Annotated in this window: 20 protein-coding genes, 1 tRNA gene, 2 rRNA genes and 1 CRISPR repeat array (1 of these 24 cut by a window edge); of the genes, 11 read left to right on the plus strand and 12 right to left on the minus strand. The window is 57.9% G+C overall.

The genetic code is table 11. The features are described 5' to 3' along the window. From CK910_RS05280 to tcdA, 4 genes are all read left to right on the plus strand, one after another. Positions 1–1,078: ribosomal RNA gene (locus tag CK910_RS05280) — 23S ribosomal RNA — on the plus strand; it begins 1,812 nt to the left of the window's first position. Between the two features lie 126 nt (positions 1,079–1,204). Next, positions 1,205–1,319: ribosomal RNA gene (gene rrf, locus CK910_RS05285) — 5S ribosomal RNA — on the plus strand. A 97-nt stretch (positions 1,320–1,416) separates the two neighbouring features. Further along, positions 1,417–1,493 (plus strand) — tRNA-Asp (locus tag CK910_RS05290). Between the two features lie 167 nt (positions 1,494–1,660). After that, a complete protein-coding gene (gene tcdA / locus CK910_RS05295; protein ID WP_098984996.1) occupies positions 1,661–2,518 on the plus strand; it encodes a tRNA cyclic N6-threonylcarbamoyladenosine(37) synthase TcdA in 858 nt (285 codons plus the stop codon). Here tcdA and CK910_RS05300 read toward each other — a convergent pair. Continuing rightward, entirely contained in the window at positions 2,503–2,940 is a 438-nt protein-coding gene (locus CK910_RS05300; RefSeq protein WP_098984997.1) for a SufE family protein, read from the minus strand. The two genes, tcdA and CK910_RS05300, sit on opposite strands and share 16 nt — an antisense overlap. Positions 2,941–2,952: 12 nt before the next feature. After that, a complete protein-coding gene (locus CK910_RS05305) occupies positions 2,953–4,173 on the minus strand; it encodes an aminotransferase class V-fold PLP-dependent enzyme (protein ID WP_098981364.1) in 1,221 nt (406 codons plus the stop codon). A gap of 166 nt (positions 4,174–4,339) precedes the next feature. Here CK910_RS05305 and rep point away from each other — a divergent pair, with 166 nt between their 5' ends. Then, positions 4,340–6,352, plus strand: a complete 2,013-nt coding sequence (rep, locus tag CK910_RS05310; RefSeq protein ID WP_098981367.1) for a DNA helicase Rep — start codon at positions 4,340–4,342, stop codon at positions 6,350–6,352. A gap of 8 nt (positions 6,353–6,360) precedes the next feature. On the opposite strand, the gene CK910_RS05315 is transcribed toward rep, so the two are convergent. The 5 genes from CK910_RS05315 to CK910_RS05335 form a co-directional block, all read right to left on the minus strand. Continuing rightward, the gene (locus CK910_RS05315; protein WP_098981370.1) at positions 6,361–8,646 is read right to left on the minus strand and encodes a putative bifunctional diguanylate cyclase/phosphodiesterase; all 2,286 of its coding nucleotides are present in this window, start codon (positions 8,644–8,646) and stop codon (positions 6,361–6,363) included. Positions 8,647–8,730: 84 nt separating this feature from the next. After that, positions 8,731–9,186 (minus strand): c-type cytochrome, encoded by a 456-nt coding sequence (locus CK910_RS05320; RefSeq protein WP_042870432.1) that lies wholly within the window; start codon positions 9,184–9,186, stop codon positions 8,731–8,733. Between the two features lie 200 nt (positions 9,187–9,386). Then, entirely contained in the window at positions 9,387–10,415 is a 1,029-nt protein-coding gene (gene tdh, locus CK910_RS05325; RefSeq protein ID WP_043554274.1) for an L-threonine 3-dehydrogenase, read from the minus strand. A gap of 56 nt (positions 10,416–10,471) precedes the next feature. Beyond that, positions 10,472–11,662: a glycine C-acetyltransferase gene (locus CK910_RS05330; RefSeq protein ID WP_098981373.1), complete on the minus strand. Its 1,191-nt coding sequence runs from the start codon at positions 11,660–11,662 to the stop codon at positions 10,472–10,474. A gap of 115 nt (positions 11,663–11,777) precedes the next feature. Further along, positions 11,778–12,422 (minus strand): TetR/AcrR family transcriptional regulator, encoded by a 645-nt coding sequence (locus tag CK910_RS05335; protein WP_098981376.1) that lies wholly within the window; start codon positions 12,420–12,422, stop codon positions 11,778–11,780. A gap of 146 nt (positions 12,423–12,568) precedes the next feature. On the opposite strand from CK910_RS05335, the gene rfaD reads away from it, so the two are divergent. The 6 genes from rfaD to CK910_RS05365 all read left to right on the plus strand — a co-directional run bounded on the left by rfaD (position 12,569) and on the right by CK910_RS05365 (position 19,566). Then, positions 12,569–13,525: an ADP-glyceromanno-heptose 6-epimerase gene (gene rfaD, locus CK910_RS05340; RefSeq protein WP_098984999.1), complete on the plus strand. Its 957-nt coding sequence runs from the start codon at positions 12,569–12,571 to the stop codon at positions 13,523–13,525. Between the two features lie 119 nt (positions 13,526–13,644). Continuing rightward, entirely contained in the window at positions 13,645–15,408 is a 1,764-nt protein-coding gene (locus CK910_RS05345) for a polysaccharide deacetylase family protein (protein WP_172955242.1), read from the plus strand. After that, a complete protein-coding gene (locus tag CK910_RS05350; RefSeq protein ID WP_098981382.1) occupies positions 15,409–16,623 on the plus strand; it encodes an O-antigen ligase family protein in 1,215 nt (404 codons plus the stop codon). Next, entirely contained in the window at positions 16,620–17,285 is a 666-nt protein-coding gene (locus CK910_RS05355) for a glycosyltransferase family 25 protein (protein ID WP_098981384.1), read from the plus strand. The genes CK910_RS05350 and CK910_RS05355 overlap by 4 nt, the downstream gene beginning before the upstream one ends. A gap of 85 nt (positions 17,286–17,370) precedes the next feature. After that, on the plus strand, positions 17,371–18,399 hold the full coding sequence (locus tag CK910_RS05360) for a glycosyltransferase family 9 protein (RefSeq protein ID WP_172955243.1): 1,029 nt from the start codon (positions 17,371–17,373) through the stop codon (positions 18,397–18,399). Positions 18,400–18,453: 54 nt separating this feature from the next. Further along, positions 18,454–19,566: a glycosyltransferase family 9 protein gene (locus CK910_RS05365; protein ID WP_098981387.1), complete on the plus strand. Its 1,113-nt coding sequence runs from the start codon at positions 18,454–18,456 to the stop codon at positions 19,564–19,566. Here the strand turns inward: CK910_RS05365 and CK910_RS05370 are convergent. The 5 genes from CK910_RS05370 to cas5e all read right to left on the minus strand — a co-directional run bounded on the left by CK910_RS05370 (position 19,502) and on the right by cas5e (position 25,619). Further along, positions 19,502–20,569 (minus strand): glycosyltransferase family 9 protein, encoded by a 1,068-nt coding sequence (locus CK910_RS05370; RefSeq protein WP_098981390.1) that lies wholly within the window; start codon positions 20,567–20,569, stop codon positions 19,502–19,504. The genes CK910_RS05365 and CK910_RS05370 overlap by 65 nt on opposite strands. Positions 20,570–20,887: 318 nt before the next feature. After that, a complete protein-coding gene (locus CK910_RS05375) occupies positions 20,888–21,550 on the minus strand; it encodes a 50S ribosome-binding protein YggL (RefSeq protein ID WP_098981392.1) in 663 nt (220 codons plus the stop codon). A 119-nt stretch (positions 21,551–21,669) separates the two neighbouring features. Continuing rightward, positions 21,670–23,710: direct repeats of the CRISPR family, unit length 28 nt; unit sequence GAAACACCCCCACGGGCGTGGGGAAGAC. Between the two features lie 51 nt (positions 23,711–23,761). Then, entirely contained in the window at positions 23,762–24,001 is a 240-nt protein-coding gene (gene cas2e / locus CK910_RS05380; protein WP_253852824.1) for a type I-E CRISPR-associated endoribonuclease Cas2e, read from the minus strand. A gap of 25 nt (positions 24,002–24,026) precedes the next feature. Then, positions 24,027–24,902, minus strand: a complete 876-nt coding sequence (gene cas1e / locus CK910_RS05385; RefSeq protein WP_098981397.1) for a type I-E CRISPR-associated endonuclease Cas1e — start codon at positions 24,900–24,902, stop codon at positions 24,027–24,029. Between the two features lie 3 nt (positions 24,903–24,905). Further along, positions 24,906–25,619 (minus strand): type I-E CRISPR-associated protein Cas5/CasD, encoded by a 714-nt coding sequence (gene cas5e, locus CK910_RS05390; protein ID WP_098981400.1) that lies wholly within the window; start codon positions 25,617–25,619, stop codon positions 24,906–24,908. Between the last annotated feature and the right edge of the window lie 2 nt (positions 25,620–25,621).

A 25,621-nucleotide genomic window follows, 5' to 3' on the forward strand; every position in this document is an offset into this window, starting at 1 on the left:
GACACCTGCCCGGTGCCGGAAGGTTAATTGATGGGGTTAGCGCAAGCGAAGCTCTTGATCGAAGCCCCGGTAAACGGCGGCCGTAACTATAACGGTCCTAAGGTAGCGAAATTCCTTGTCGGGTAAGTTCCGACCTGCACGAATGGTGTAACCATGGCCATGCTGTCTCCACCCGAGACTCAGTGAAATCGAATTCGCCGTGAAGATGCGGTGTACCCGCGGCTAGACGGAAAGACCCCGTGAACCTTTACTACAGCTTGGCACTGAACATTGAACCTACATGTGTAGGATAGGTGGGAGGCTTTGAAGGCGTGACGCCAGTTGCGCTGGAGCCGTCCTTGAAATACCACCCTTGTATGTTTGATGTTCTAACGCAGGTCCCTGAATCGGGATCGCGGACAGTGCCTGGTGGGTAGTTTGACTGGGGCGGTCTCCTCCCAAAGAGTAACGGAGGAGCACGAAGGTTGGCTAATCCTGGTCGGACATCAGGAGGTTAGTGCAATGGCATAAGCCAGCTTAACTGCGAGACGGACAGGTCGAGCAGGTACGAAAGTAGGTCATAGTGATCCGGTGGTTCTGAATGGAAGGGCCATCGCTCAACGGATAAAAGGTACTCCGGGGATAACAGGCTGATACCGCCCAAGAGTTCATATCGACGGCGGTGTTTGGCACCTCGATGTCGGCTCATCACATCCTGGGGCTGAAGTCGGTCCCAAGGGTATGGCTGTTCGCCATTTAAAGTGGTACGCGAGCTGGGTTCAGAACGTCGTGAGACAGTTCGGTCCCTATCTGCCGTGGGCGTTGGATGATTGAAGGGAGTTGCTCCTAGTACGAGAGGACCGGAGTGAACGAACCTCTGGTGTTCGGGTTGTCACGCCAGTGGCACTGCCCGGTAGCTAAGTTCGGAATCGATAACCGCTGAAAGCATCTAAGCGGGAAGCGAGCCCTGAGATGAGTCATCCCTGACCCCTTGAGGGTCCTAAAGGGCCGTTGGAGACCACAACGTTGATAGGTGGGGTGTGTAAGCGCGGCGACGTGTTGAGCTAACCCATACTAATTACCCGTGAGGCTTAACCATACAACACCCAAGAAGTGTTCTGGGCCTTGTAGCAAATCGAAGAACTACTTACAAATTCAGTGATAGCGACGAAGCCCAAGGCATCAGTCGTTACTCACGTCAGCTTTCCAAGATTGAAGTTATTTGCCTGGCGGCCATAGCGCCGTGGAACCACCTGATCCCATGCCGAACTCAGAAGTGAAACGCGGTAGCGCCGATGGTAGTGTGGCATTCGCCATGCGAGAGTAGGACACTGCCAGGCACCCAATTAAACAGCGCCGTGCACATCACGACGTTGGCCGAGAGGATGACACCTCGTTGAAACGGCAGACAATTTAGCAAAAAGCTAACCAGACAGCGGAGCGGTAGTTCAGTCGGTTAGAATACCGGCCTGTCACGCCGGGGGTCGCGGGTTCGAGTCCCGTCCGCTCCGCCAGTAACAAGAAGCCCAGTCGAAAGACTGGGCTTTTTTTCGTTTCCGACCATCCGGCGCCCTCTGTCACCATTATCCACCCCTCTTCCTTTCTCCATGCCGAGCCCTCTTGATGATCGCCGCTGGCTGCGGTTGCCGCTATAATGGCCGCCCTCAAGCAAGGTGGTGGTATGAAAGCAGAATATCTACAGCGATTCGGGGGCATTGCCCGTCTTTATGGTCAAAGCGCACTTGGCTCCTTCAGTCAGGCCAGGGTCTGCGTGGTGGGCATTGGTGGGGTCGGCTCTTGGGCGGCCGAGGCGTTGGCCCGCGCCGGCATCAATCAGATCACCCTGATCGACATGGATGATATCTGCATCACCAACACCAATCGCCAGATCCACGCCATGCAGGGTACGGTCGGCCGCCTCAAGACCGAAGTGATGGCCGAGCGCATTCGTGCCATCAATCCGGATTGCGAAGTGATCGAGGTGGATGATTTCGTCACTCCTGACAACCTGGCCGAACATATCAAGCGGGAGTTTGACTATGTGGTGGACGCCATCGATTCGGTCAAGGCCAAGGTGGCGCTGATAGCCTTCTGCAAGCGCAACAAGATCCCTGTGATAGTGGCTGGCGGTGCCGGCGGGCAGATGGACCCTACCCAGATCACAGTGGCCGATCTGGCCAAGACCATTCAGGATCCACTGGCGGCAAAGGTGCGATCGGATCTGCGCCGGCTGCACAACTTCAGCAAAAACCCTGCTCGCAAGTTCGGGGTGGAGTGTGTCTTCTCAACCGAGCAGTTGAGTTATCCCGACGGCAATGGTGGCACCTGCCAGACCAAGGCGGCCAGCGACGGCAACATGAAGATGGATTGTGCCTCCGGCTTCGGGGCCGTGACGCCGGTGACGGCGACCTTTGGACTGGTCGCCGCTTCCCGGGTGCTGAAGAAGATTGCCGAGCGGGGGGCTAAAGTGGAGCGCCTTGAGGCAGCCGCGAAGGCAGACGAGATATCGCGGGTGGCCGGAGATCAGGCCGACGCCTGATCCCGGATCGCCAGCACTATCGCCCTGAGCCCGTTACCCCGTGACGGGCTCAGGTGTTTTTCCAATCCCAGTTCGGTGAAATAAGCCTCCATATCAAAGGCCTGAATCGCCTCTGCAGATTGGTGGTTGAGCGCCGCCAGCACGATAACGATAAGGCCGCGTACTATGCGGGCATCGGAATCGCAGGCGAAGTGCCAGCATCCATCCTCGGTACTCTCTCCTTTTAGCCAGGCCAGGCTCTCACACCCCTTGAGGCGAAACTCCTCCTGTTGCCACTCGGGCGGCAGCGCAGGTAGCAACTTGCCTAGCTGGATGATGAGTCGGTACTGGTTCTCCCAGCCCTTGGCGGCGACGAACTGTTGGCGAATTGCTTCGGCGTCGGGTTCCAGGCCTATGGCGGTGTAGTGCTCGAGGGTATTCATCTCAGTCATGCCTTAAAAGAAATCTTCCAGTCTGGTCAGGGCTGCCAGCAAGGCATCCACGTCGTCTTGATTGTTGTAACAGGCCAGCGAGGCCCGCATGGTGCCGCTGATGCCAAGGCTCTCCATCAGCGGCATGGCGCAGTGGTGGCCGACCCGCAGCGCTATGCCCTGCATGTCGAGCAGGGTGGCCGCATCTTGCGAGTGGATATCCTGCAGCAGAAAGGAGACCGCCCCTGCCCTTTGTGCCGGTTCACCGATAAGGCGCAGGCCCGGTACCTGCCGCAGACCCGCCACCAGGTAATCGGTGAGAGTCTGCTCATGGCGAACGAGTTCGGCTCTATCCAGTTCGGTGATGAAGTCGATGGCGGCAGCCAGGCCTATGGCACCGGCGATGTGCGGGGTGCCCGCCTCGAACTTGAACGGCAGGGCGTTGAAGGTGGTGCCGCTGAAACTGACCCTGTCGATCATCTCGCCGCCCGCCTGCCAGGGTGGCATGCGTGCCAGCAGTTCGGCTCTGCCCCACAGCACACCGATCCCGGTCGGGCCATAGAGCTTGTGCCCGGAGAAGGCATAGAAGTCGCACCCTATGGCCTGTACATCTACCTCAAGGTGAGCCACCGCCTGGGCGCCATCGATCAGGGTCAGGGCGCCGACCGCCTTGGCCGCGGCTACTATCTGCGCGACCGGATTGACGGTACCGAGCGCATTAGAGACATGGGCCACGCTCACCAACTGGGTGCGCGGTCCCAGCATGGCTAGATAGGCGGCCATATCGAGATCGCCCCGCTCATCGAGGGGGATGACCCGGATCACCGCGCCGGTGCGCTGGGCGACCAGTTGCCAGGGCACTATGTTGGCGTGGTGCTCCAAGGTGCTGAGGATGATTTCATCCCCCGCCTTGAGCTCGCTCAAGCCCCAGCTCTGGGCGACCAGGTTGATCGCTTCCGTGGTACCACGGGTCCAGATCACTTCTCTGCTGTGAGGCGCCTTGATAAAGCGAGCGACCGTCTCGCGGGCGGTCTCGAAGACCCGGGTGGCGCGGCTGCTCAGGGCATGGGCTGCGCGGTGCACGTTGGCATTGTCGGCACTGTAGTAGTGATTGATCGAATCCAGCACCGCCTGGGGTTTCTGGGTGGTGGCGGCATTGTCCAGATAGACCAGAGGATGGCCGTTGACCTGCTGCGCCAAGGCCGGAAACTGGCCGCGTAGTCGGGCGTGCTGTTGCTGATTCATGCTCCCCTCGTCATCATCTGGAAAAGTCGGCCATGATCCTGAAAATGGCGCTCGAACACAAGGCGCACGATGCTTGCCGACTGATGGTGTGTGGCGCAGCGATGCGGCTCGCCCGCTGATTTCTGTTACAATGCCGCCCCTCATCATAAGCCAAGAGGTCCGGCCCATGAAGCTCAACCCCAATCAGAACGAAGCGGTCAAGTTTGTCTCCGGCCCTTGCCTGGTGCTGGCGGGAGCCGGATCGGGCAAGACGCGCGTCATCACCAACAAGATCGCCTATCTGGTGCAGCAGTGTGGCTATAACGCCCGCAACATAGCGGCCGTCACCTTCACCAACAAGGCGGCGCGGGAGATGAAGGAGCGGGTTGGTCAGACCCTGGGTCGCAAGGAGGCGCGGGGACTCATGGTCTCCACCTTCCACACCCTGGGCCTCGACATCATACGCCGTGAGCACAAGAGTCTGAATCTCAAGGCTAACTTCTCCCTGTTCGACGACACCGACCAGCTGGCGCTGCTCAAGGAGCTGACCGAGGCTGAGCTGGATAACGACAAGGACAAGCTGTCGGCCCTGATCAGCCAGATCTCCAACTGGAAGAACGACCTCATACTGCCAGCGCGGGCCATGCGTATCGCCCAAGGGCCGGAAGAGGTGCTGATGGCCCAGCTCTACGAGCGCTATCACCGCCAGATGGTGGCCTACAACGCGCTCGACTTCGATGACCTCATCGTGATGCCGACCCTGCTGCTCAAGAGCAATGACGAGGTACGCACCCGCTGGCAGAACAAGATCCGCTACCTGTTGGTCGATGAGTATCAGGACACCAACACCAGCCAGTACGAGCTGGTGAAGCAGATAGTCGGCGAGCGGGCCCGCTTTACCGTAGTAGGGGACGATGACCAGTCCATCTACTCCTGGCGTGGCGCCAAGCCGCAGAACCTGGTGCTGCTCAACGAAGACTTTCCGAGCCTCAAGCTCATCAAGCTGGAGCAGAACTACCGCTCCAAGGGGCGCATCCTGAAATGCGCCAACATACTGATCGCCAACAACCCCCACGTGTTCGATAAGGCGCTCTTCTCCGAGCTCGATTACGGGGTGCCGGTCAAGGTGTTGTTTGCCAAGAACGAGGAGCACGAGGCGGAGCGGATCGCCGCCGAGCTGATGGGCCACAAGTTCATGAACCGCACCCGGTTCAAGGATTACGCCATCCTCTACCGGGGCAACCATCAGTCGCGCATCTTCGAGAAGGCGCTGATGACCAACCGCATCCCCTATCGCATTTCGGGCGGTACCTCCTTCTTCTCCCGTACCGAGATCAAGGACATCATGGCTTACCTCAAGCTGCTGGTGAATCCGGACGAGGACACCGCCTTCCTGCGGGTGGTCAACCTGCCACGGCGGGAGATAGGCCCCACCACGCTTGAAAAACTTGGCCAGTATGCCAACCAGCGCGGCAAGAGCCTGTTTGCCGCCAGCTTCGAGCTGGGGCTGGAACAATCGCTCTCCGGCCGTGGTCTGGTGGCCCTGCAGGCCTTCACCAACTGGCTGGTGCGACTCGGCGATCAGGCCCTGCGCGGCAATCCGGTGGAGGCTGTGCGGGACATGATCAAGGAGATCCACTATGAGGAGTGGCTCTACGAGACGTCCCCCAGTCCGAAGGCGGCCGAGATGCGGATGCAGAACGTCTCCACCCTCTATCGCTGGATCACCGAGATGCTGGAAGGGGATGAGCTGGAGGAGTCGATGACGCTCGCCCAGGTGGTGACCCGCCTTACCCTGCGCGACATGATGGAGCGCAACGAGGGGGAGGATGATGCGGATCAGGTGCAGCTGATGACACTGCACGCCTCCAAGGGGCTGGAGTTCCCCTATGTCTTCATGGTGGGGATGGAGGAGGGCCTGTTGCCCCACCAGACCAGCATAGATGAAGACAATGTGGAGGAGGAGCGACGTCTCGCTTACGTGGGTATCACCCGCGCCCAGACCGAGCTGACCTTCACCCTCTGCAAGGAGCGGCGCCAGTATGGCGAGTCGGTGCGGCCCGAGCCGAGCCGCTTCCTGCTCGAGCTGCCTCAGGACGATCTGGAGTGGGAGAACCAGAAGAAGGTGACGGCCGAGGAGCGCCAGCAGAAGGGGCAAGTCGGGGTTGCCAACCTGAGGGCGCTGTTCAAGAAGGATTGAGCCGGCGGCTAACCGCGCTCACTCTTGGTCTGGGTGAGCAGGGGTGTGATATCGGCTCCCGGCATGGGGGGGGAGATGTAGCGCCCTTGCCCCATCAGGCAACCCATGTCGATCAGTTTCTGCAGCTGCTGCTGGTTCTCGATGCCTTCGACTACCAGGGTGAAGTCCAGATCCTGGCAGATGTCCCGCATGGCGCGGATCAGCGCCAAATCCTTGGGGGATTGCAGCATGCGATGGGTGAAGCTGTCATCCACCTTGATGTAATCCACCGGGAAATGGAACAGGGCATTGAGGGAGGAGAAGCCGGTGCCAAAATCATCCAGACTGATCTGAATGCCCTTGGCCCTCAGCTCGTGCAGGGAGGTGAGGGCATCCGAATCCTGCCGCGACAGCTCCCGCTCGTTGAATTCAAAAATGAGATAGCCAGGTGCTATCCCCTCGGTTTCTATGATGTCCATCAGCCGCATGATCTGCTCGTGATTGACCAGATGCTTGCCGGAGAGGTTGATGGCGACCTTGAACTTGCTCTGGCCCGAGATGGGCAACCACTCTTTCAACTGTTGGCAGGTGTGGCGCAGGATCTGGTAATCCAGCTCCTGGATGAGGCCGCATTGCTCCGCCAGCGGGATGAAGTCGAAGGCATCCTTGAGCACCCCCTCTTCGGTGATCCAGCGGGCCATCACCTCCAGTCCGGTCAGGCGGCTGTCCTTGAGCCGGATCACCGGCTGGAAATAGGGCAGTATGCGACCCTCGCGCAGGGCCCTGGCCAGCATCTCTTCCGGTGAGGCCCAGGTCTGGGCAGAACACTCTTCCGAATAGCTGACGATACGGCTGCGCCCGTTGCGCTTGGCCTGATACATGGCCAGATCGGCTTGATGGAGCAGCTGGCTGATGTCGGTGGTCTGCTCCGATACGCTGGCCACCCCCAGGCTGACCGTGATGCTCAACTCGTTGCCTTGCAGCCGGAAAGGATAGGAGAGACGGCTGATGATGCGATTGAGCACAGGGCTGATGTCATCCTCGTTCTTGCTGTTGTCCAGATAGATGACGAACTCGTCCCCTCCCAGCCTGGCCACCATGTCGTTCTGGCGGATGCAGGTTTGCAGACGGCGGCTCATCTCCTTCAGCAGTTGATCGCCGGCGCCGTGACCCAGGGTGTCATTGACCTGCTTGAAATGATCCACATCGATGAAGATCAGCGAGAACCCGGGTGACTTGTAACGGTGGAAGTGGGTCATGGCATGGTTGAGGTGGTTCATCAGCAGGGCCCGGTTTGGCAACTGGGTCAGCGGATCGTGCAGGGCATCGAACTGCAGCCTGCGCTCCAGTTCCTGATGTTGCTTGAGCTGCTTCTGCAATCTCAGATTGGTCTGCCGCAGCTGTTGCAGGCGTTGATTGATGGAGTCTTCCGAATTGATGTCGTGCAGCTGTTGCCGGATCCGTCTCAGCTCCAGCAGCAGGGTCAGCTGGCTGCGCAGGAAGTCGAGGAACAGCCGATCGTCCGTCTCCAGCGGCTGCGGGGTGCTGATGATGAAATGGGCGAAATATTGCTGCTGCAGCCGCAGAGGCTGGCTGTACCAGAACAGCTGCTCCCTGTGCTGCTCCATGTTGTTGGTGCTGTGACACATGCCTGCGATGAACTCATCGCCGTGCAGCGGCAGCTCGGGATAGATCTTTTCCAACTGGTGGCTGTCGATGCGCACCAGCAGCATGTCCTGGATGCTCAGCATCTGGCGCAGCACGGCTTCCAGCTGGGAGAACAGGGCCTGGCTGGGCAGGGTATTGGCCAGGCGAATGATGCGATTGATGCTCTCGATTTTTTTCTGCCAGTCCGGATCCTTGCGGATGAGCGGAGAAGCCAGTTCCGAGAGTTGCGAGCCGGCCTGGGTTTCATTCAATCGCTTGGCGAGGCACTCCAGCAGCAGGCGCAGGGTGGGCAACTCCTTGGGCTGGCTGCAGGCCAGCAACCACTGCACCTGGCCATGCTCGATGGGAAACACGCACCAGCCCTGGGCTTCATCAAGCTGGGTCAGCTGTTCTGTGAGTCGTGATTCTTCCAGCCCCAGCTGCAGTTTGAAACTGTCGGAAATCTGATGTTCGCATACCCAGTGCAGCCCAGCCTCTGACAAGCCCAGCATGCCGAAATGCTGCAGCGGGCAGAGCTGGTCCAATTGCTGGATCAGGGTGTCGTAATCTTTGGGCGTGGCAGAGGAGGGGGCAGGGAAATCCATAATAGCGGACACCAACGCCAGCAAGGGAGTCGAATACTGTGGTGCTATGGGTTGCGCTGACATAGAAACTCCCGGTTTGCCTACCCTACAAAGAGTAGCCGGAAGTGAACAGATTGAAAGGGCCGCAATTGCGGCCCTTTCAATCACTTAGAGCTTGTCGATCATATAGTGAATGGCGTTTTCGATCTCTTCATCGCTACAGGTGGCGCAAGTTCCCCGTGGCGGCATGACGCCGGTCTTGCCAGCGAAGCCTTCGATGGCATGTTTCTTCAATGTATCAATGCCTTGGGCAATACGTGGCTCCCACGCTGCCTTGTCACCGCGTTTCGGTGCACCGGCAATCCCCATGTCATGGCAGGCGAAGCAAGCACCCTTGAACACGGCCTCGCCGTCGCGTGGGCCTGAGGGGGCCGCCGTCGCAGGAGCTGCGCCTGCGGTCGCAATTCCTTCCAGATCCTTGGCGGTATAGACTTGACCGACAGGCTTGATCCGTTCGGCAATCGCTTCCGGTGACATATCATCGGCAGCAAGCACCACGCCGGACAGACTGGCAGCCGTCATCCCGACAACCAGCAAATAGCTCAGTTTTTTCAACACGCTCATGTACTCCCAGCAGGCTTTTATTATCCCTAGAAAACGACTGGATTATAACCGAATAGTTACAGCCATTTAAACGCTTGTGTGTGAAGTGTTAAGCACTCTGCGTGCAAAGTTTCTTCGTCAGATCACAAACTGGCGAGGAGAGGCGCAGAAAAAGAAACCCGGTCTTCACCGGGTTTCATGGGATTGAGCCGCCGGGAGGCTTATTTATCCCAGCTGAGGATCACCTTGCCGGACTGGCCGGAGCGCATGGCATCGAAGCCCTGCTGGAAGTCATCTATATCAAAACGGTGGGTGATGATGGGGGAGAGATCCAGTCCGGACTGGATCAGGCTGGCCATCTTGTACCAGGTCTCGAACATCTCGCGACCGTAGATCCCTTTGATAAACAGACCCTTGAAGATCACCTTACCCCAGTCGATGGCCATGGTGGCGGGCGGGATGCCGAGCATGGCGATCTTGCCGCCGTGGTTCATCTTGTCGATCATGTCCTGGAAGGCGCTGGGCACACCGGACATCTCCAGCCCCACGTCGAAGCCTTCGGTCATGCCCAGCTCGCTCATCACGTCGGAGAGTTTCTCCTTGGCCACGTTGACTGCGCGGGTGGCGCCCATCTTGCGGGCCAGCTCCAGCCGGTATTCGTTGACGTCCGTGATCACTACATGGCGGGCGCCCACGTGGCGGCAGACGGCGGCAGCCATGATGCCGATGGGGCCTGCGCCCGTGATCAGTACGTCTTCACCGACCAGGTCGAAGGAGAGGGCTGTGTGCACCGCGTTGCCGAACGGATCGAAGATGGCGGCCAGTTCATCGGGGATGTTGTCCGGCAGCTTGAAGGCGTTGAAGGCCGGGATCACCAGATACTCGGCGAAGGCGCCCGGGCGGTTGACCCCGACGCCTATGGTGTTGCGGCACAGATGGGTGCGGCCGGCGCGGCAGTTGCGGCAGTGGCCGCAGGTGATATGGCCTTCACCAGAGACGCGATCCCCCACGGCGAAGCCGCGCACTTCCTGGCCGATGGCGACCACTTCCCCGACGTATTCATGGCCGACCACCATGGGCACCGGGATGGTTTTCTGGGACCAGTCGTCCCAGTTGTAGATGTGGATGTCGGTGCCACAGATGGCGGTCTTGCGGATCTTGATCAGCAGGTCGTTGTGGCCGAGCTCGGGGGCCGGTACGTCCGTCATCCAGATGCCGACTTCTTTGTGCAGTTTGGAGAGTGCTTTCATGGTTGTTCCTTCACGATGAATGCAGAAAAAAGGGGCGTTCGGCCCCTTGATTCAAATCAGATAACGCCGAGTTCACGGCCGATGCGGATGAAGGCATCAATGGCCTTGTCCAGCTGCTCGCGGGTGTGGGCGGCAGACATCTGGGTGCGGATGCGGGCCTGGCCCTTGGGCACGACCGGGAAGGAGAAGCCCACCACATAGATGCCGGCAGCCAGCATGCGGCTCGCCATCTCGGAGGCCAGCTTGGCATCCCCCAGCATCACAGGGATGATGGCGTGATCGGCACCCGCCAAGGTGAAGCCGGCAGCGCTCATACGCTCGCGGAAATACTGGCTGTTCTCTTTGAGGCGAGCGCGCAGCGCGTGGCCGTCGGCCAGCATGTCGATCACCTTGATGGTGGCCGAGACGATGGAAGGCGCCAGCGAGTTGGAGAAGAGATAGGGGCGGGAGCGCTGGCGCAGCCAGTCGATCGCCTCCTTCTTGCCCGAGGTGTAGCCACCGGAGGCGCCGCCGAGCGCCTTGCCCAGGGTGCCTGTGATGATGTCGACCCTGTCCAGCACGCCGCAGTATTCGTGGGTGCCGCGGCCGTTCTCGCCGATGAAGCCGACGGCGTGGGAGTCGTCCACCATCACCAGGGCATCGTATTTGTCGGCTAGATCGCAGATGGATGTGAGGTCGGCGATGACGCCATCCATGGAGAAGACCCCATCGGTGGCGATCAGCTTGAAGCGGGCGCCGTCGGCGTCAGCCTGCTTGAGCTGGGCTTCCAGCTCGGCCATGTCGTTGTTGGCGTAGCGATAGCGTTTTGCCTTGCACAGCCGCACCCCGTCTATGATGGAGGCGTGGTTGAGGGCATCGGAGATGATGGCGTCTTCTGTGCCGAACAGGGTCTCGAACAGGCCGCCGTTGGCATCGAAGCAGGAGGAGTAAAGGATGGTGTCCTCGGTGCCGAGGAAGGTGGACAGCTTCTGTTCCAGCACCTTGTGATTGTCCTGAGTGCCGCAGATGAAGCGCACCGAGGCCATGCCGAAACCGTGGCTATCCAGCCCCTGATGGGCCGCTTCGATAAGGTCCGGGTGGTTGGCCAGCCCCAGATAGTTGTTGGCACAGAAGTTCAGTACCTGCTCGCCACCCACCGCAATCTGGGCCTGCTGGGCCGAGGTGATGATGCGCTCCTGCTTGTACAATCCTTCCGCCTGCACCTGGCTAAGTTGCTCGGTCAGGTGACGATAGAATCCGTTAGACATCCTCGATCCTCATTGGCTATTTCAGCTGATTATCAACAATGGGCAGTATTTTACTGCAATCTGTTGCGGTGAATTCAAATGATTGTGCTGATATTCAACAATTGTGAAACAGATCTCACCCTGCTGGTTGGGCCAGTTGGCGGTAATGCTGCTCCAGCTGGCGGATCTGCCCGGCCACCTGGGGCTGTACATAGGGGCGCAGCAGGAACAGCACCCGCAATACCCCCTGATAGAGCAGCGGCTTGGTGATGCGGGTATTGGGCGCCTGGGCAATCTGGAACGGGATCCAGCAGGTCACCACCATCTTGATGGTCTGGCCAAGGTCGGGCAGGTCTTCGTCGTTGACGTCAATGATGCCCCCCTCACGCAGGCTCCTGAGCAGGGCAACCACGGAGGAGCGCAACTGCTCCTGGGCCTTGAGGTATTTCTGCTGCAGCGGCTCATCGCGACTCAGGATGTCCGGTAGATTTGCGTAGAAGAAACGGAACTGCCACATCAGATAGAAGATGGCATCCAGGTAGCCCATCAGGTTTTCCAGCTTGATCTCGTTGCTGCGCGCCGGGGTGAAGCTGTCGCTCAGGTGGCGGGCGTATTGATCAAAAATCGAGTGGATGATGTCTTCTTTATTCCTGAAGTGGTAATAAAGGTTGCCAGGGCTGATGCCAAGATGGGCGGCAATATGGTTGGTGGTGATGTTGCGCTCACCCTGATCGTTGAACAGCTCTGTGGCGCTGTGAATGATCCTGTCTCTGGTTTTCATCACTGTTCCCTCTGGCGGGCCCGTTGCATCAAGGTCGAATCCCCTTGCGGCCCGTGATAAACTTTTCGGCAATTTCAAATTGGCTCACTATACACAGCTTTAACAAGCAGTCACACGTGACCATCAACGTACGCGAGGCAAACTCCATGATCGTAGTAACTGGCGGTGCTGGCTTTATCGGCAGCAATCTGGTCAAGCAGCTGAACGCTCAAGGACGGACCGATATCGTGGTCATCGATGACCTGACCGACGGCACCAAGTTCGTCAACCTGGTCGATCTGACCATTGCCGATTACATGGATAAGGACGAGTTCCAGGCGCGCATCGTCTCCGGTGACGAGTTTGAAGAGTGGGACGACGGCATCGAGGTGATCTTCCACGAAGGTGCCTGCTCCGCGACCACTGAGTGGAACGGCAAGTTCATCATGGAGGTCAACTACGAGTACTCCAAGGATCTGTTCCACTACTGCATCGAGCGGGAAATTCCGTTTATCTACGCTTCTTCCGCTGCGACCTACGGTGGCCGCAACGACAACTTCATCGAAGATCCCAAGTTCGAGCAGCCACTCAACGTCTATGGCTATTCCAAGCAGCTGTTCGACCAGTACGTGCGCCGCTGGATGCCGGAGATCAACTCCCAGGTTGTGGGTCTGAAGTACTTCAACGTCTACGGTCCGCGCGAGCAGCACAAGGGCTCCATGGCTTCCGTCGCCTTCCACCTCAATACCCAGGTGCAGAAGGGTGAGAATCCCAAGCTGTTCGAAGGCTGTGACGGTTTCCCGAACGGTGGCCAGATGCGTGACTTCATCTATGTGGATGACGTCTGCAAGGTGAACCTCTGGTTCTGGCAGAACCCGCAGCACTCCGGCATCTTCAACTGTGGCACTGGTCGTGCCGAGCCGTTCCAGAACGTGGCCGAAGCCGTTATCCAGCATCATCAGAAAGGGGCTATCGAGTACATTCCCTTCCCGGATCACCTCAAGGGTCGCTATCAGAGCTTCACCCAGGCAGACATGACCAGGCTGCGCGGTGTCGGTTATGACGCCGAGTTCAAGACAGTAGCCGAGGGCGTGGCTGACTACATGGCCTGGCTCAACCGCTAACGGGTGAGCACAAGGCGGCAGTGTTGCGCGCAAAACCGGAAGCAGGCACTCGCCAGCTTCCGGTTTCTGGCGTCTGTTACGGCTTGCCGTTCCTCTCTTATCTACCGGGTAACCGCGCGATGAACATATTGATGGCACTCTCCCAGCTCGAAGTGACGGGAGCTGAGGTCTATGCCACCACGGTCGGTAACGAATTGACCCGGCGTGGTCACAATGTCTTTTACGTTTCAGACACGCTGACCAAGCCCACTCAGGGTGCGGTGTTCAAGCTGCGTTTCAACAAGCGCAGCATACTGCGCCGCTTCTGGCATGTGTTTTATCTCATCTACCTCATCAAGAAGCATCACATCCAGCTAGTGCATGCGCACTCCCGAGCCTCCGGCTGGAGCAGCTATGTGGCCTGCAAGCTGACCGGTACGCCGATGATCACCACGGTTCATGGCCGTCAGCCGGTACACGCCTCCCGCAAGGTTTTCCATGCCCTCGGGTTCAGGGCCGTGGCCGTCTGCGAGGATATTGCCCACCAGATCATCGATAATCTGGGGGTGGATCCGGCCATAGTGCAGGTGCTGCGCAACGGCATCGAGACTGACAAGTTTCAGCCAGTGCCGGCCCCGCACAACGCCAGGCCGGTGATCGCCATCATTGGCCGGTTGAGCGGGCCCAAGGGCGAGCTCTGCTATCGCCTGCTGGACGAGGTGCTGGATCTGGATGCCTGTCAGGTTCGGGTGGTGAGCGGTAGCCAGCTGCCCGAGCGTTTCCACCGTTTTCAGGACCGGGTCGATTTCGTCGGTTATGTGGATGATGTCCCTGCCTTGCTGGCGGGATGTGATCTGGTGATCGGTGCAGGCCGGGTGGCGATGGAAGCGCTGCTGTGCGGGCGTCCCGCGTTTGCCATCGGCGAGGCCAAGGCGATTGGTCTGGTGACCGAACAGAATCTGGCCGAGGCGCTGGCCAGCAACTTCGGCGACATAGGCCCCCAGGATCTGGCGATCGACTTCACCGCCTTGAAGACACAGATAGCACCCGCGTTAGCCAGCAAGAGTGTGCCTGAGGCCATTCGCCAGCGCATTCAGGATGAGTATGGCTTGCAAGGGGTGGTCTCCGGGCTGGAATCCATCTATCAGGATGCGGTGGTAGAGACCCTGCGCCGCGAGATGCCTGTCATCATGTACCACCGCTTTATCGAGCATGACAGCGAGAAGGGAGTGCACGGCACCTGGATGCCGATCGCCATGTTCGAGAAGCATCTTCGTTTAATGAAATGGTTGGGTTATGAAACTCTGACCTTCCGCGACTTGGCGGACAAGGGCTTCATTCACCGCCTGCAATACGGCAAGAAGTATCTGATGATCACCGCCGATGACGGCTATCAGGACAACCTGACCCGCATGCTGCCGCTGCTGGAAAAATATGGTTACAAAGCCGTGGTATACGTGGTCACGGGAGAAGGTTATAACCGCTGGGACGTGGAGCATGCGAGCAATCCGGACACCCGGGTTGACCTGATGAATGGCGAGCAGCTCAAGGCGCTGACGGCCTCCGGTCATGTGGAGATCGGCGGGCATACCCTGACCCACCCCAGGTTGAGCAAACTTGCGCCCGAGCAGCAAGCTCATGAAATAAGAGAAAATAAACGGCAACTTGAGGCCTTGCTTGGTCACTCTCTGCTGTCGTTCGCCTACCCTTATGGGGATATGGATGAGAGCGCCAAGGAGCAGGCGCAGGCCGCAGGCTACCGTTTTGCCGTGGCGACCAACAGTGGTCCCAGAGCCATGCACCAGGACCCTTTCCGGATCCGCCGTATCGCCATTTTCCCTCGTACCGATGTTTTTGGCCTATGGCGCAAAATCCGGGGTAACTATGTCTTCAGGAAATCTTGATTGATGCTCAGCAGAAGCCTTGCATTGCTCGATAGAACAACCGCAGCCCTGTTTGCGCTGACCATCCTGTTTTCCTTTTGCGGCTTGTTTCTGGCTCCTGCCGGCCAGAGCATTCAATCCAATCTGCTGGCCGTGACCGGCATATTCGGTTTGTTGAATTACTTTGTCGGCAAACAACGGGATGTCGGGCTCAAAGACCGTCGCATTCTCTGGGGACTGCTGGTCTATGCCACCATGATCTTCGCAAACCGGTTGATCCACGGTGATCAATACGGGGTCATGCGCGGGCTGTTTTATGTCGTCGTCTTTGCGCTGATGATGCCGCGCAAGCCGATCCTGTTGATGCTGGGTTATCTGGCCATCGTGCTGGGCGGGATGGGATTAGGCATCCTCAGCATCTGGCAATACCAGCACGGCATTGCCAGGGTGGAAGGCTTTACCAACGCGATTCTCTTCTCGCAGGCGGCGCTGACGCTGGCAATTCTCAACTGGTTTGTCTTTCAGCAGAGACGGCTATCTGGATGGTTTAGGAGGGGGGCTCTGGTTGGTCTGATTGCGGCCCTGTTTGCGCTTTATCTCTCCCAGAGCCGGGGGGTCTGGCTCGCATTCGGAGTGATCCTCGCCTACGTCATCTGTTACAAGGCCTATTTCAAGCCGTGGAAATACGTTGCGGTAGCCATATTGTGTACGGCCACGACGGGTGCCATTTATCATACCAATCAGCTGGTTCAGGTTCGGGTCGCGGAGGCGGTCTCGGATATCAATTCGGCAGAAAAGGGCTCGTACGATTCATCGTGGGGTCTGCGTGTCATTGCCTGGCAGAGTGCCTGGCTGGGTTTTTTGGATTCGCCTGTGGCAGGCGTGGGCACGGATGGCTTCGACGCATTGAAACAAACCCAGGTCAATAATCATCAGATATCTCCCCTGATATTTCATCCGGCGTTGGTCCACTCGCATAATCAATATATGCAGAACCTGGTAGTTCGAGGCAGCATCGGATTTGTTGCACTGGTGATATTTCTTGGCCTGCCGCTCTATTTTGCCGCGAAAAATATAAACAGGATTTCTGCAGGGGTACTGGTGCCTCTGGCGTTTGCGATTAATTCGCTAAGCGATGTTCCGTTTGAACATCAAGGGGTGCTCTATTTGTATACGCTCAGCCTGGTTTTCATCTGGTTTGCCCATGAGTTTGAAAAGGATACCTGTACGTCATGATTCCGGTTTTTGTCATCAGTTTGGCTCGCAGCGTTGAGCGGCGGGCGATGGTTGTACAGCAGATGGCGCATCTTGGCATCAATTTCGAGTTCGTAGATGCGACCGATGGGAAAGCATTGAGCAGCGCGGAACTTGCCAAGGTTGACTTGGAGCTGGCCAAAGAAGTGTGTGGCCATGAGCTGAGTTTTGGTGAGATTGGCTGTGCCATGAGCCATATCCGTGTTTATGAGCGCATAGTCGCCGAGGGAATTGATCGCTGCGTGGTGTTGGAAGATGACATTTACCTGCACATGCACAGCAAGGCGATCATCGAGACGATAGTGCACTCCTGCCATTCGGAGATCGTCTTCCTGCATCATGGCAAAGCCAAGCGCTGGCCAATTCTTTCCTCCTTGCCGGGCGGTTATCGGCTTGCCAGATATCTGACACCGAGTCGCACCTCCAGGAGAGGGATCCTGTCGACCGCAGGGTATGTTCTGACCCTGGCAGGGGCGAAGAAATTATTGCAGTGTGCTTATCCGCTGCGCATGCCTGCCGATTATCTGACTGGTCGCCTGCAGCTTAATGGCCTGGCTGCCTCCGGTGTTGAGCCCTGTTGCCTGGATGTGGATCTCTTTACCACCACGATTGATGATCGGGCTTACGGCCACTATCTGGAATAGGCGGGTTGTCCTGGCCGGGATTGGGGTCAGTAAACACCCCTGCTGTCCTGGTCGGCGAAGTGGGGCCATACATGCTGGATAATCTATGAATTTCAAAAAGTTGCTTACCCATTCCATCGCCAAGTGGGTCATTGGCAGCCAGCCTGCTGCCATCCCGAGCCCCGTCGGAACAGAAGTGGCAAGCGTGCTGCTGGTCGGTTATGACGCCATCGGCGACTTCATTCTGTCATTGCCCGCCATTGCGCAGCTCAGGCGCCTGTATCCAGCCGCCCGATTTGACCTCGTGTGCAGCCAGCGCAACGCGCTGCTGGCGGCATCTGTGCCCGGTATTGATCAATGCCATGTGATCACCCTGAACGACACCCTGTGGCCAGCGGGCATGTGGTGCAAACTGCGCGAGCTCAGGCAACGCCACTATGACGTGGTCATCAACCTGTTCGATGAGCCCGACGATATCGCCATGGCCAAGCTGCTGTTGCTGGCCAATGGTCGATTGCAGTCATTGCCCCTGCGCTTCAAGAGCGAACAGCAGCAGAAGTTGCTGCCGTTGTTCAACGAAAAGGCCACCATAGTGCCGTCACGCCCTATCCGGGATCACTTCGTTTATCGCATGCTCAGCGTGGCGGGGGATCAAACGGACGTGCCGGTCACCATACCATCGCCCTGCAATGAACAGCTGGATACCAGTGGCTATGGGCGTTATCTGCTGGTCAATCTGACCGGCAGTCAGGTGGGCAATTCGATGGCGGATGAGCAAATCAACGGCATTCTGGCTCAATTGCCTGTGTATGCTGGGGTTTCCTATCTGGTCTTCTCCAGGCGCCCTTTGGCATGCCAACGGCAGGACATGACAGCCCTGTTTCCCGACACCATTCTCGATGCGGCAAAGATTATCAAGGATGCGCAGGGTGTCATCTCGACCGATACCTCCATCATCCATATCTCGTCTTCGTTCGGGGTGCCCACCCTGGTGTTGATGAACAACGAGTCCTGGCGCGATGCCTTTATTCCACTCTCTGGCCGCAATATCATTCTGAGATCGACCACGGACAACCTTTCCGCCCTTTCGCCTGTCGAGATCAGCCGTCAGGTCGATGCCTTGATGGCGCTCTAGTCGCGTCAGACTGTTATCATACCTTCCCAATTCAACGGCCATCCTGGTGGATTCATGTCATTAATCAACGACCTGCAACTCAAACGTGACATTCTTCGCCGCAAGATGGGACGGTTCCTGTTTGATCGAAAACGGCCTGAACCCACCAGGGAGAGCGAGGGAAAAGTCGTCCTGCTGCGCTGGGATGCCAAACTGGGCGATGCGATCGTCTCGTCCTGGGTGGCCCGCGAACTAAAGCGGGTCAACCCGGAGCGTGAGGTGTGGATCGTGACAACGGCAGCCATGGCTCCCCTGTTTCGCGATCATTTCGACATGGATAGGGTCATCGAGGTGCCCAAGCGCCCCGGTTATTGTCAACTCAGGCGGCTGGCACTGTCACTGGGGGAGGTCGGTTGCCTGGTTCACTTTGGCAAGATGTTGAAGATGAAGGATATCTTTTTCATCAGCCAGGTCAGGGCAGATTGGGTCGCCGGCATGGACGATGCCCTGCAGGCCATCAACCTCAAGCTGGGAGCCGCGTCCAGCGGCATGCACTTCTCCGACAAGTTTGCCCTGCTGTTGAATCGACTCGGGGTGGCAGACCCGGATCGGCGCTACATCATCCCCGCTTTGGGTCAGGAAGCGTCGGTTGCGAGCTGGTGGCCAGATGATGTCGTGCTCTGCTTCAACCCTTATGGTAGTGGCAGTTCCCGCCGTCTGAAGCCTGAGCTGATCCGGCAGATGCTGGAGAGGATGCTGGACGCCTGCCCATTTGCCATCTGCCTGCTATATCCACCGGGCATGGAGGCTGAAGTCGCGGTGATCCGGGCCGGCTTGAGCCGACCGGAGCGCATGGTATTGTCACCCGATGCACCCTCGCTGGCGGGCCTGTTTGCCCAGTTGCGTCAGAGTCAGGGCCTCATCTCGGTGGACACGGCGACCATACATATCGCGGCCGGGCTGGAGCAACCCATTCTGGGTCTCTACAACCCGGATATAGGGGGTGGCAACGAGAATTTCCTGGAGTGGCATCCCAACTCCCCGTCAGCGACCGTCCTGTTCTCGGAGAATCTCCGCGAACAGGACATCAACTCTCTCAACCTGACCGAGTTCGACCGGCTATTCAGACAGTGGCTGCTTGCCAATCAGGCAGCGCTGTCAGTCGGGCAATCACCAGCTCGGGTGTGATGGCGCGCAACAGGGTGTCATCGATGAAGTCTTTCTCCGCATTTTGCGGCAGCTGGAAGTCGGATCCCTTGGCATCGAAGATATCGATGGCCTGATAGCGGGGGTGGTTGACCGGATTGGCGATGATCTTGTCGCCGCCGGGGGCCACTATGGTCAGCAGGGGCAGGTCTATGGCCTGGGCCATGTGGCGGGGGCCCGTGTCGTTGCCGACAAACAGCTGGCAATGAGCAAACAGCCCCACCAGTTCCCGTACCGAGCGGGTCTTGACCTGATCAAACACGCTGCCCTGCAAAACGGCAGGCAGCAGCGGCTTGAGACTGCGGTTGTACTCCTCTTCCCCCGGCCCGCAGTAGATCAGGATCTGGGCGTTGTGCTGTTCGATGAGCCATTGGGCAACCTGGGCGAAGCAGTCGATGGGCCAGCGCTTGTAGTGCCCCAGCGAGTTGACGCCCATGGCGATCAAGGGCCGTGCGAGATCGACGCCGGCCGCCTGCAAGGTTTCCCGTCCCTGCTGTTTCTCCTCTTCGCTCAGCCAGAGATGGTAGTTGCGATCTTCTTTGGCCAGTTTGAGCGGCTTGAGCAGCGAGAAGCGGTCGTCGATCAGGGTACTGTTGCCCTGGAATTCGGTGTCTTTGCGAAAGCGCACTATGCGGTTGTGGCCGAGCCGCCAGGGGAAGGAGTCAAATCCTATCCGCAACCTGGCACCGGAGAAGAGGCAGGTCAGCAGGCCTATCATCTGGCCCTGGCTGTTGACCACCACGTCATAGTGTTCGCGGCGGATAGCCAGCAGCAGGTCTTTCATGTAGCGCCAGTCGTTGCGCCTGGCTTTCTCTATGATGAGGAGTCGATCGATATTGGGATTGCCTTGCGCCATACCCGCGCAATAATCCATGACCAGATAGTGAACTTCCCCGGTTGGATCGTTCTGCTTGAGGTTGTTGCACAGCGCGGTGGAGATCAGCACATCCCCTATCTGTTTGGTTTGTACTACAAGGTATTTCATAAGGCAGGCCTCAATAGAGGTCGTTGTTGAGCATCAGCATGACAGCATACCGCACAAGCGAGTCAGATGCTGTCGGCCAGGAATGAAAATCCGATCTGGCTCAAGCCAAGGGTAGTGTGGTGCAGGCATTGAGTAGAAGCCCGTCGTTGACGGGCTTCTTGCATCCATTACTCTATGTTCTGGATCTGAATGTAGTTACAAATTAATTTTTCTTTTAAAATCAATTAATTGTATGTGTGCTGAGTTGTGGGTTATGTGTCCATGATACCAATTTTGATACCTTTAATTCGAGCATGATTGGGGCTGAACATTTTTCACCTAGCCGAGCAGATGTTCGACCTGAATGTTGAGGACGCTAACCAGCTGAGTGACCTGCTGGGGGGTGAATCTATGGTCTGGTTGTTCTATTGCCACCAGTTCAGTCAATGAAACTCCCAACTTGCCAGCCAATTCTACCTGACTCAGACCACGGTAACAGCGCCAGGCTGCCAGTAGTGAAAAACCTTGCTCGATTTGCAGTCCTACCACCTCGTGGGGAAAGTAGACTCCGGTTTTATTTGTAGCAATTGTTTTTCTCTGATGAATGGCCTCTTGGCCAGTCGATGGATCGGCTATGGAGTTATATTCCCAAGGGCCATACCAGACATCGCTCAGCGGGCCGAGATAGTGCGCAGTGACCCAGGATTGTTCGGCCAACCAGTAGGCGACCAGATCCCGGTCTGATTCGGTCAGCGAGCCACGATCATATCGGCAGAGATAGCCTTCGATCTCATTGTCCAATACAGAACCACCGCCGCCAAAGCACCAGCTTTGCGATTCAACGTAATCTATCCAGCCATCCAGGGCATCGTCAAAATTTTTCAGCTGCCTGTTGATGGTGAAGGTAATGGCAAAGCCAAACACCTGAAACTCGCCAACGTGTAGTTTTTTGCGTAGGCGGCGCGAGCGTTTTTTATGTACATCAGCGGGGTGAACCACCATCTTATTTAAATCCCTATTGTTGTCGATTGAAGTCGGAAAATAGATTTTCTTCGTAGTTAGCTAAGACCACTCTACCGCTACTGCAGAGATGCTACTGCTCCGAATTTATCCGTAGCGTAGTAACACTCCCACGGGCGTGGGGAAGACCATGTCTCGCCAGTGTTAATGTCGAACTCTTTGGAAACACCCCCACGGGCGTGGGGAAGACGCGCCCTCTGCCTCTCCGACAATGGGAATGATGGAAACACCCCCACGGGCGTGGGGAAGATCCATCAGTTATCCTCCGCTGCGTACTCAAGGCAGAAACACCCCCACGGGCGTGGGGAAGACCAGACGCGGGGATAGGCCTTCTGCACACCCCAGGAAACACCCCCACGGGCGTGGGGAAGACCTCAGCAGTACGCCGGTGCGGATGCTGCCGTTAGACACACCCCCACGGGCGTGGGGAAGACCGATCCACATAGGCGCCGTAGTAGCTGGCGTTGGAAACACCCCCGCGGGCGTGGGGAAGACAGGATGGCATCTGACACGTAACTGGGAGTATCAGAAGCACCCCCACGGGCGTGGGGAAGACTTTACCCCTGTGTACCCGGCTGAGCACATCACGGAAACACCCCCACGGGCGTGGGGAAGACCTCGATGCATGCTGTGGCAGCCGAATGATGTGGGAAACACCCCCACGGGCGTGGGGAAGACTAGAGGTTGCGGTCGACCAGAGTCCCTACGTTGGAAACACCCCCACGGGCGTGGGGAAGACGACCCCAGCGGCTAGGGTTGCCACCCATACGAAGAAACACCCCCACGGGCGTGGGGAAGACTCGCCATCATACCGATACAGCTTTAGCTGGCCAGAAACACCCCCACGGGCGTGGGGAAGACTCGCCATCATACCGATACAGCTTTAGCTGGCCAGAAACACCCCCACGGGCGTGGGGAAGACACCTTTACCCAGCGCCGGATGCTGATGGGTGGAGAAACACCCCCACGGGCGTGGGGAAGACCCAACGGATCCATCCCTGAAGCGAGAGACGTAGGAAACACCCCCACGGGCGTGGGGAAGACGAAGATCCGGCCGTGGTCACGGTGTAGATGCCGGAAACACCCCCACGGGCGTGGGGAAGACCGACACATCCGCAGGAACGAGCGGCCGTAATCGGAAACACCCCCACGGGCGTGGGGAAGACAAGAAGTCGCGCCACTTGATCTCGTCACTGACGGAAACACCCCCACGGGCGTGGGGAAGACGCTGGGCAGTTTACCAATGGTACCGCTTGGCTAGAAACACCCCCACGGGCGTGGGGAAGACCTCGGCATTATCCATCTGGCGTAGACCTGGCAAGAAACACCCCCACGGGCGTGGGGAAGACGTCCTCATCGTGCACCGTCAACAAAATCTCATAGAAACACCCCCACGGGCGTGGGGAAGACTTCGAAAAACCATCCCCGCCTATAGTTGAGTTAGAAACACCCCCACGGGCGTGGGGAAGACACAGGCGGCAACTCACCGCGCTCGAACCATCCGGAAACACCCCCACGGGCGTGGGGAAGACCAAGGTCAAGAAGACCATGGGGCAGAATGGGTAGAAACACCCCCACGGGCGTGGGGAAGACTCCAGCTCCCATCCGTTGGCCGTGGCCATGCGGGAAACACCCCCACGGGCGTGGGGAAGACTGTCACTGTAACTAAACTCAACCGTCCCCAGGAGAAACACCCCCACGGGCGTGGGGAAGACTAGACGCCGGCCCGGTTCTTCTGGGATGGGAAGGAAACACCCCCACGGGCGTGGGGAAGACCCAGCGGGCATTTCTGGCCGCGTGGCGGGCTAAGAAACACCCCCACGGGCGTGGGGAAGACGCCTATCCGCTTGGACCAGTCCGCGAGGGTCAGGAAACACCCCCACGGGCGTGGGGAAGACGGCCTAAAAACACTTAGAGGACAATATTATGGGGAAACACCCCCACGGGCGTGGGGAAGACGGGTCTATGCTCGACACCGGCAGGACATCACCGGAAACACCCCCACGGGCGTGGGGAAGACTAGCTTCGCAGCCGTTCGCATGGGCGGTGTACAGAAACACCCCCACGGGCGTGGGGAAGACAAAAGTCACCCGAACGGACATCCTCCTGCCGGAGAAACACCCCCACGGGCGTGGGGAAGACACCAATATATTGTTAAAGATCTTGCCCAGCCAGCTACAGATTGTGGTTGGCTTACTGGTTGAGTAGTTTTTCTACCACCAGCTGCAGGCCGCTTATCTCACAGAGAGTCTTGGTCGCTGACCCTATGGTGCGGATCTGATAACCAGGCGTTTTGGTGATGCTCTTGAATATCACCACCCCTGCTGCGGGTGAGCAGTGTTGGTAAAGGTATTCGATAACGGAGTCAGCCACTGAGTCCTTAATGCCAGAGACAAAGACATTGGGTCGCGGCTCGATAAACCAGAGCTTCATTCTTCCTCGTACGGCCGGTGGCAAATCATTTGCCAGCACTATCAGCACAATTCCCTCCCAATAACTGTGGAATATCCCGTGCCAAACGTGCGAGCAAATCCTGTTCTATCACCCGTTCCCGAAAGCGGGATGAGACCAGCGCTTTCTCGTAGCGACCGGCCATCTCACGCGTTAGTGAAAAGGTAAGATCGATGCAGAGGCTCTCTTTGTAGAGATCGGCCAGATCGTAGACAAAGGGCAGCGGGCTGCCCGAGTGGATAAATCCCATATGGGGGGAGTAGCCCATGGCATGGAGTGCGGAGCAGAGGATGCCGTAGAGAGCTGCGTTAGCGGAGGTCAGCACCCGATTTGTGGTATCACTGAGGTCCATTTTACCGGGAGTATACTGACGCCCTTTCCAACCGACCCCATATTGTTGGGCCTTTTGCTGATAGAGCGCGCGCACCCGGCTACCTTCCATGCCCATCATTTCCTTAAGGCTCTTACCTGCCAGATCTGCATCGGGAAAGCGATAGGCAAACATGCGGCGAGCTACCTCGAGGGATGACTTTTTATTGCAGGCTAGCCGCATCTGGTGATTGAGGTTGCGGGTATTGGCGGTGGGTAAAAAACCTGCCGCGTAGAAGAGCAGACTATCTTCCCCCACCCAGCAGATAGCACAGTTGGCTGCCGCAGCAGTCTTGACTGCCTCGTGAGTCAGGCTGGTGCCAGGGCCTAGCAAGATGGCATTGAGAGTAGCTACCGGCAGACGTACGACCTGGCCTTCGGCATCGAGCCACTTTAGACTGCTGTCGTCAATCTCGAGGCGCCCCCGCTCTAGGTAGATAAAGGGGTATTTATCCTTGACCTGAGGCAGGGACTCCCGGGTGATCTTGACGAATAGACGCTGACCACCACCCATGGTTTAGCCCTCGTTTATCAGCGTCACCTGCCGATCCCGATAACGCTTATGCTGACCAAATTGCAGCGGAACATCGTTTAATGTCAGCAGCTCACCCCCTTCAGTGGCTCCCTGGATCACCATAAAGTCCCGGGTTCGTTGCTTCTGCTCGGCCAGATTGAGGGCTGCAGTCTGTGCGTCATCCCGGTTGGCAAACTGTCCCTGAAAGATGAACTCGGTGGGCACGCAGGTTTTCCTGCCAAGGGAGAGATCCCAGGTCGGGTTTTGCAAAGCCTGGGCGACCTCGGTTAACAGGTCAGCGGGGACCTGGAGCAGTACGGCAAACGCCTGATCTTGCAGGTAGTAGCGGTAGGTCATCTTTGTGCCCGCTCCGTTTGGTTTCTTTCCTTCACTGGTTTTTGGGATCAGCAGACTCTGCCAGGGGTCCTTGTCATCGTAACCACTGCCCACCATATGAAAATCGCGCAACAAAGGTTCGCGGGGCGCTAGCTCCCCGTTCTTGTGGCGACGGGCAAAGCTGTGGACCTGCATATCGAGATCGGCAAATCGGGCGAGCAGGGATGTTTGGGGGCCACCAGCCCCCATTGCTGCGCAGACTATCCCGAGGACCCCGGACTTGGTCGGGAAGTTCAGGGTTTCACGCCGTCCAAAGCGGGAGTCGTGTCCCCAGCTTTGTAGCGGCCCCTCCAGCCATAGCAACAGGTAGGGTTGACTCATGA

Source organism: Aeromonas sp. CA23 (genome assembly GCF_002587065.1).
In the GTDB taxonomy this organism is placed as follows: domain Bacteria; phylum Pseudomonadota; class Gammaproteobacteria; order Enterobacterales; family Aeromonadaceae; genus Aeromonas; species Aeromonas bestiarum.

Bases quoted from the DNA above. Each gene is read 5' to 3' on its own strand.
- tcdA (WP_098984996.1), top strand. From the start codon at position 1,661: ATGAAAGCAGAATATCTACAGCGATTCGGGGGCATTGCCCGTCTTTAT.
- CK910_RS05300 (WP_098984997.1), bottom strand. From the start codon at position 2,940: ATGAATACCCTCGAGCACTACACCGCCATAGGCCTGGAACCCGACGCC.
- CK910_RS05305 (WP_098981364.1), bottom strand. From the start codon at position 4,173: ATGAATCAGCAACAGCACGCCCGACTACGCGGCCAGTTTCCGGCCTTG.
- rep (WP_098981367.1), top strand. From the start codon at position 4,340: ATGAAGCTCAACCCCAATCAGAACGAAGCGGTCAAGTTTGTCTCCGGC.
- CK910_RS05315 (WP_098981370.1), bottom strand. From the start codon at position 8,646: ATGTCAGCGCAACCCATAGCACCACAGTATTCGACTCCCTTGCTGGCG.
- CK910_RS05320 (WP_042870432.1), bottom strand. From the start codon at position 9,186: ATGAGCGTGTTGAAAAAACTGAGCTATTTGCTGGTTGTCGGGATGACG.
- tdh (WP_043554274.1), bottom strand. From the start codon at position 10,415: ATGAAAGCACTCTCCAAACTGCACAAAGAAGTCGGCATCTGGATGACG.
- CK910_RS05330 (WP_098981373.1), bottom strand. From the start codon at position 11,662: ATGTCTAACGGATTCTATCGTCACCTGACCGAGCAACTTAGCCAGGTG.
- CK910_RS05335 (WP_098981376.1), bottom strand. From the start codon at position 12,422: ATGAAAACCAGAGACAGGATCATTCACAGCGCCACAGAGCTGTTCAAC.
- rfaD (WP_098984999.1), top strand. From the start codon at position 12,569: ATGATCGTAGTAACTGGCGGTGCTGGCTTTATCGGCAGCAATCTGGTC.
- CK910_RS05345 (WP_172955242.1), top strand. From the start codon at position 13,645: ATGAACATATTGATGGCACTCTCCCAGCTCGAAGTGACGGGAGCTGAG.
- CK910_RS05355 (WP_098981384.1), top strand. From the start codon at position 16,620: ATGATTCCGGTTTTTGTCATCAGTTTGGCTCGCAGCGTTGAGCGGCGG.
- CK910_RS05360 (WP_172955243.1), top strand. From the start codon at position 17,371: ATGAATTTCAAAAAGTTGCTTACCCATTCCATCGCCAAGTGGGTCATT.
- CK910_RS05365 (WP_098981387.1), top strand. From the start codon at position 18,454: ATGTCATTAATCAACGACCTGCAACTCAAACGTGACATTCTTCGCCGC.
- CK910_RS05370 (WP_098981390.1), bottom strand. From the start codon at position 20,569: ATGAAATACCTTGTAGTACAAACCAAACAGATAGGGGATGTGCTGATC.
- CK910_RS05375 (WP_098981392.1), bottom strand. From the start codon at position 21,550: ATGGTGGTTCACCCCGCTGATGTACATAAAAAACGCTCGCGCCGCCTA.
- cas2e (WP_253852824.1), bottom strand. From the start codon at position 24,001: ATGAAGCTCTGGTTTATCGAGCCGCGACCCAATGTCTTTGTCTCTGGC.
- cas1e (WP_098981397.1), bottom strand. From the start codon at position 24,902: ATGGGTGGTGGTCAGCGTCTATTCGTCAAGATCACCCGGGAGTCCCTG.
- cas5e (WP_098981400.1), bottom strand. From the start codon at position 25,619: ATGAGTCAACCCTACCTGTTGCTATGGCTGGAGGGGCCGCTACAAAGC.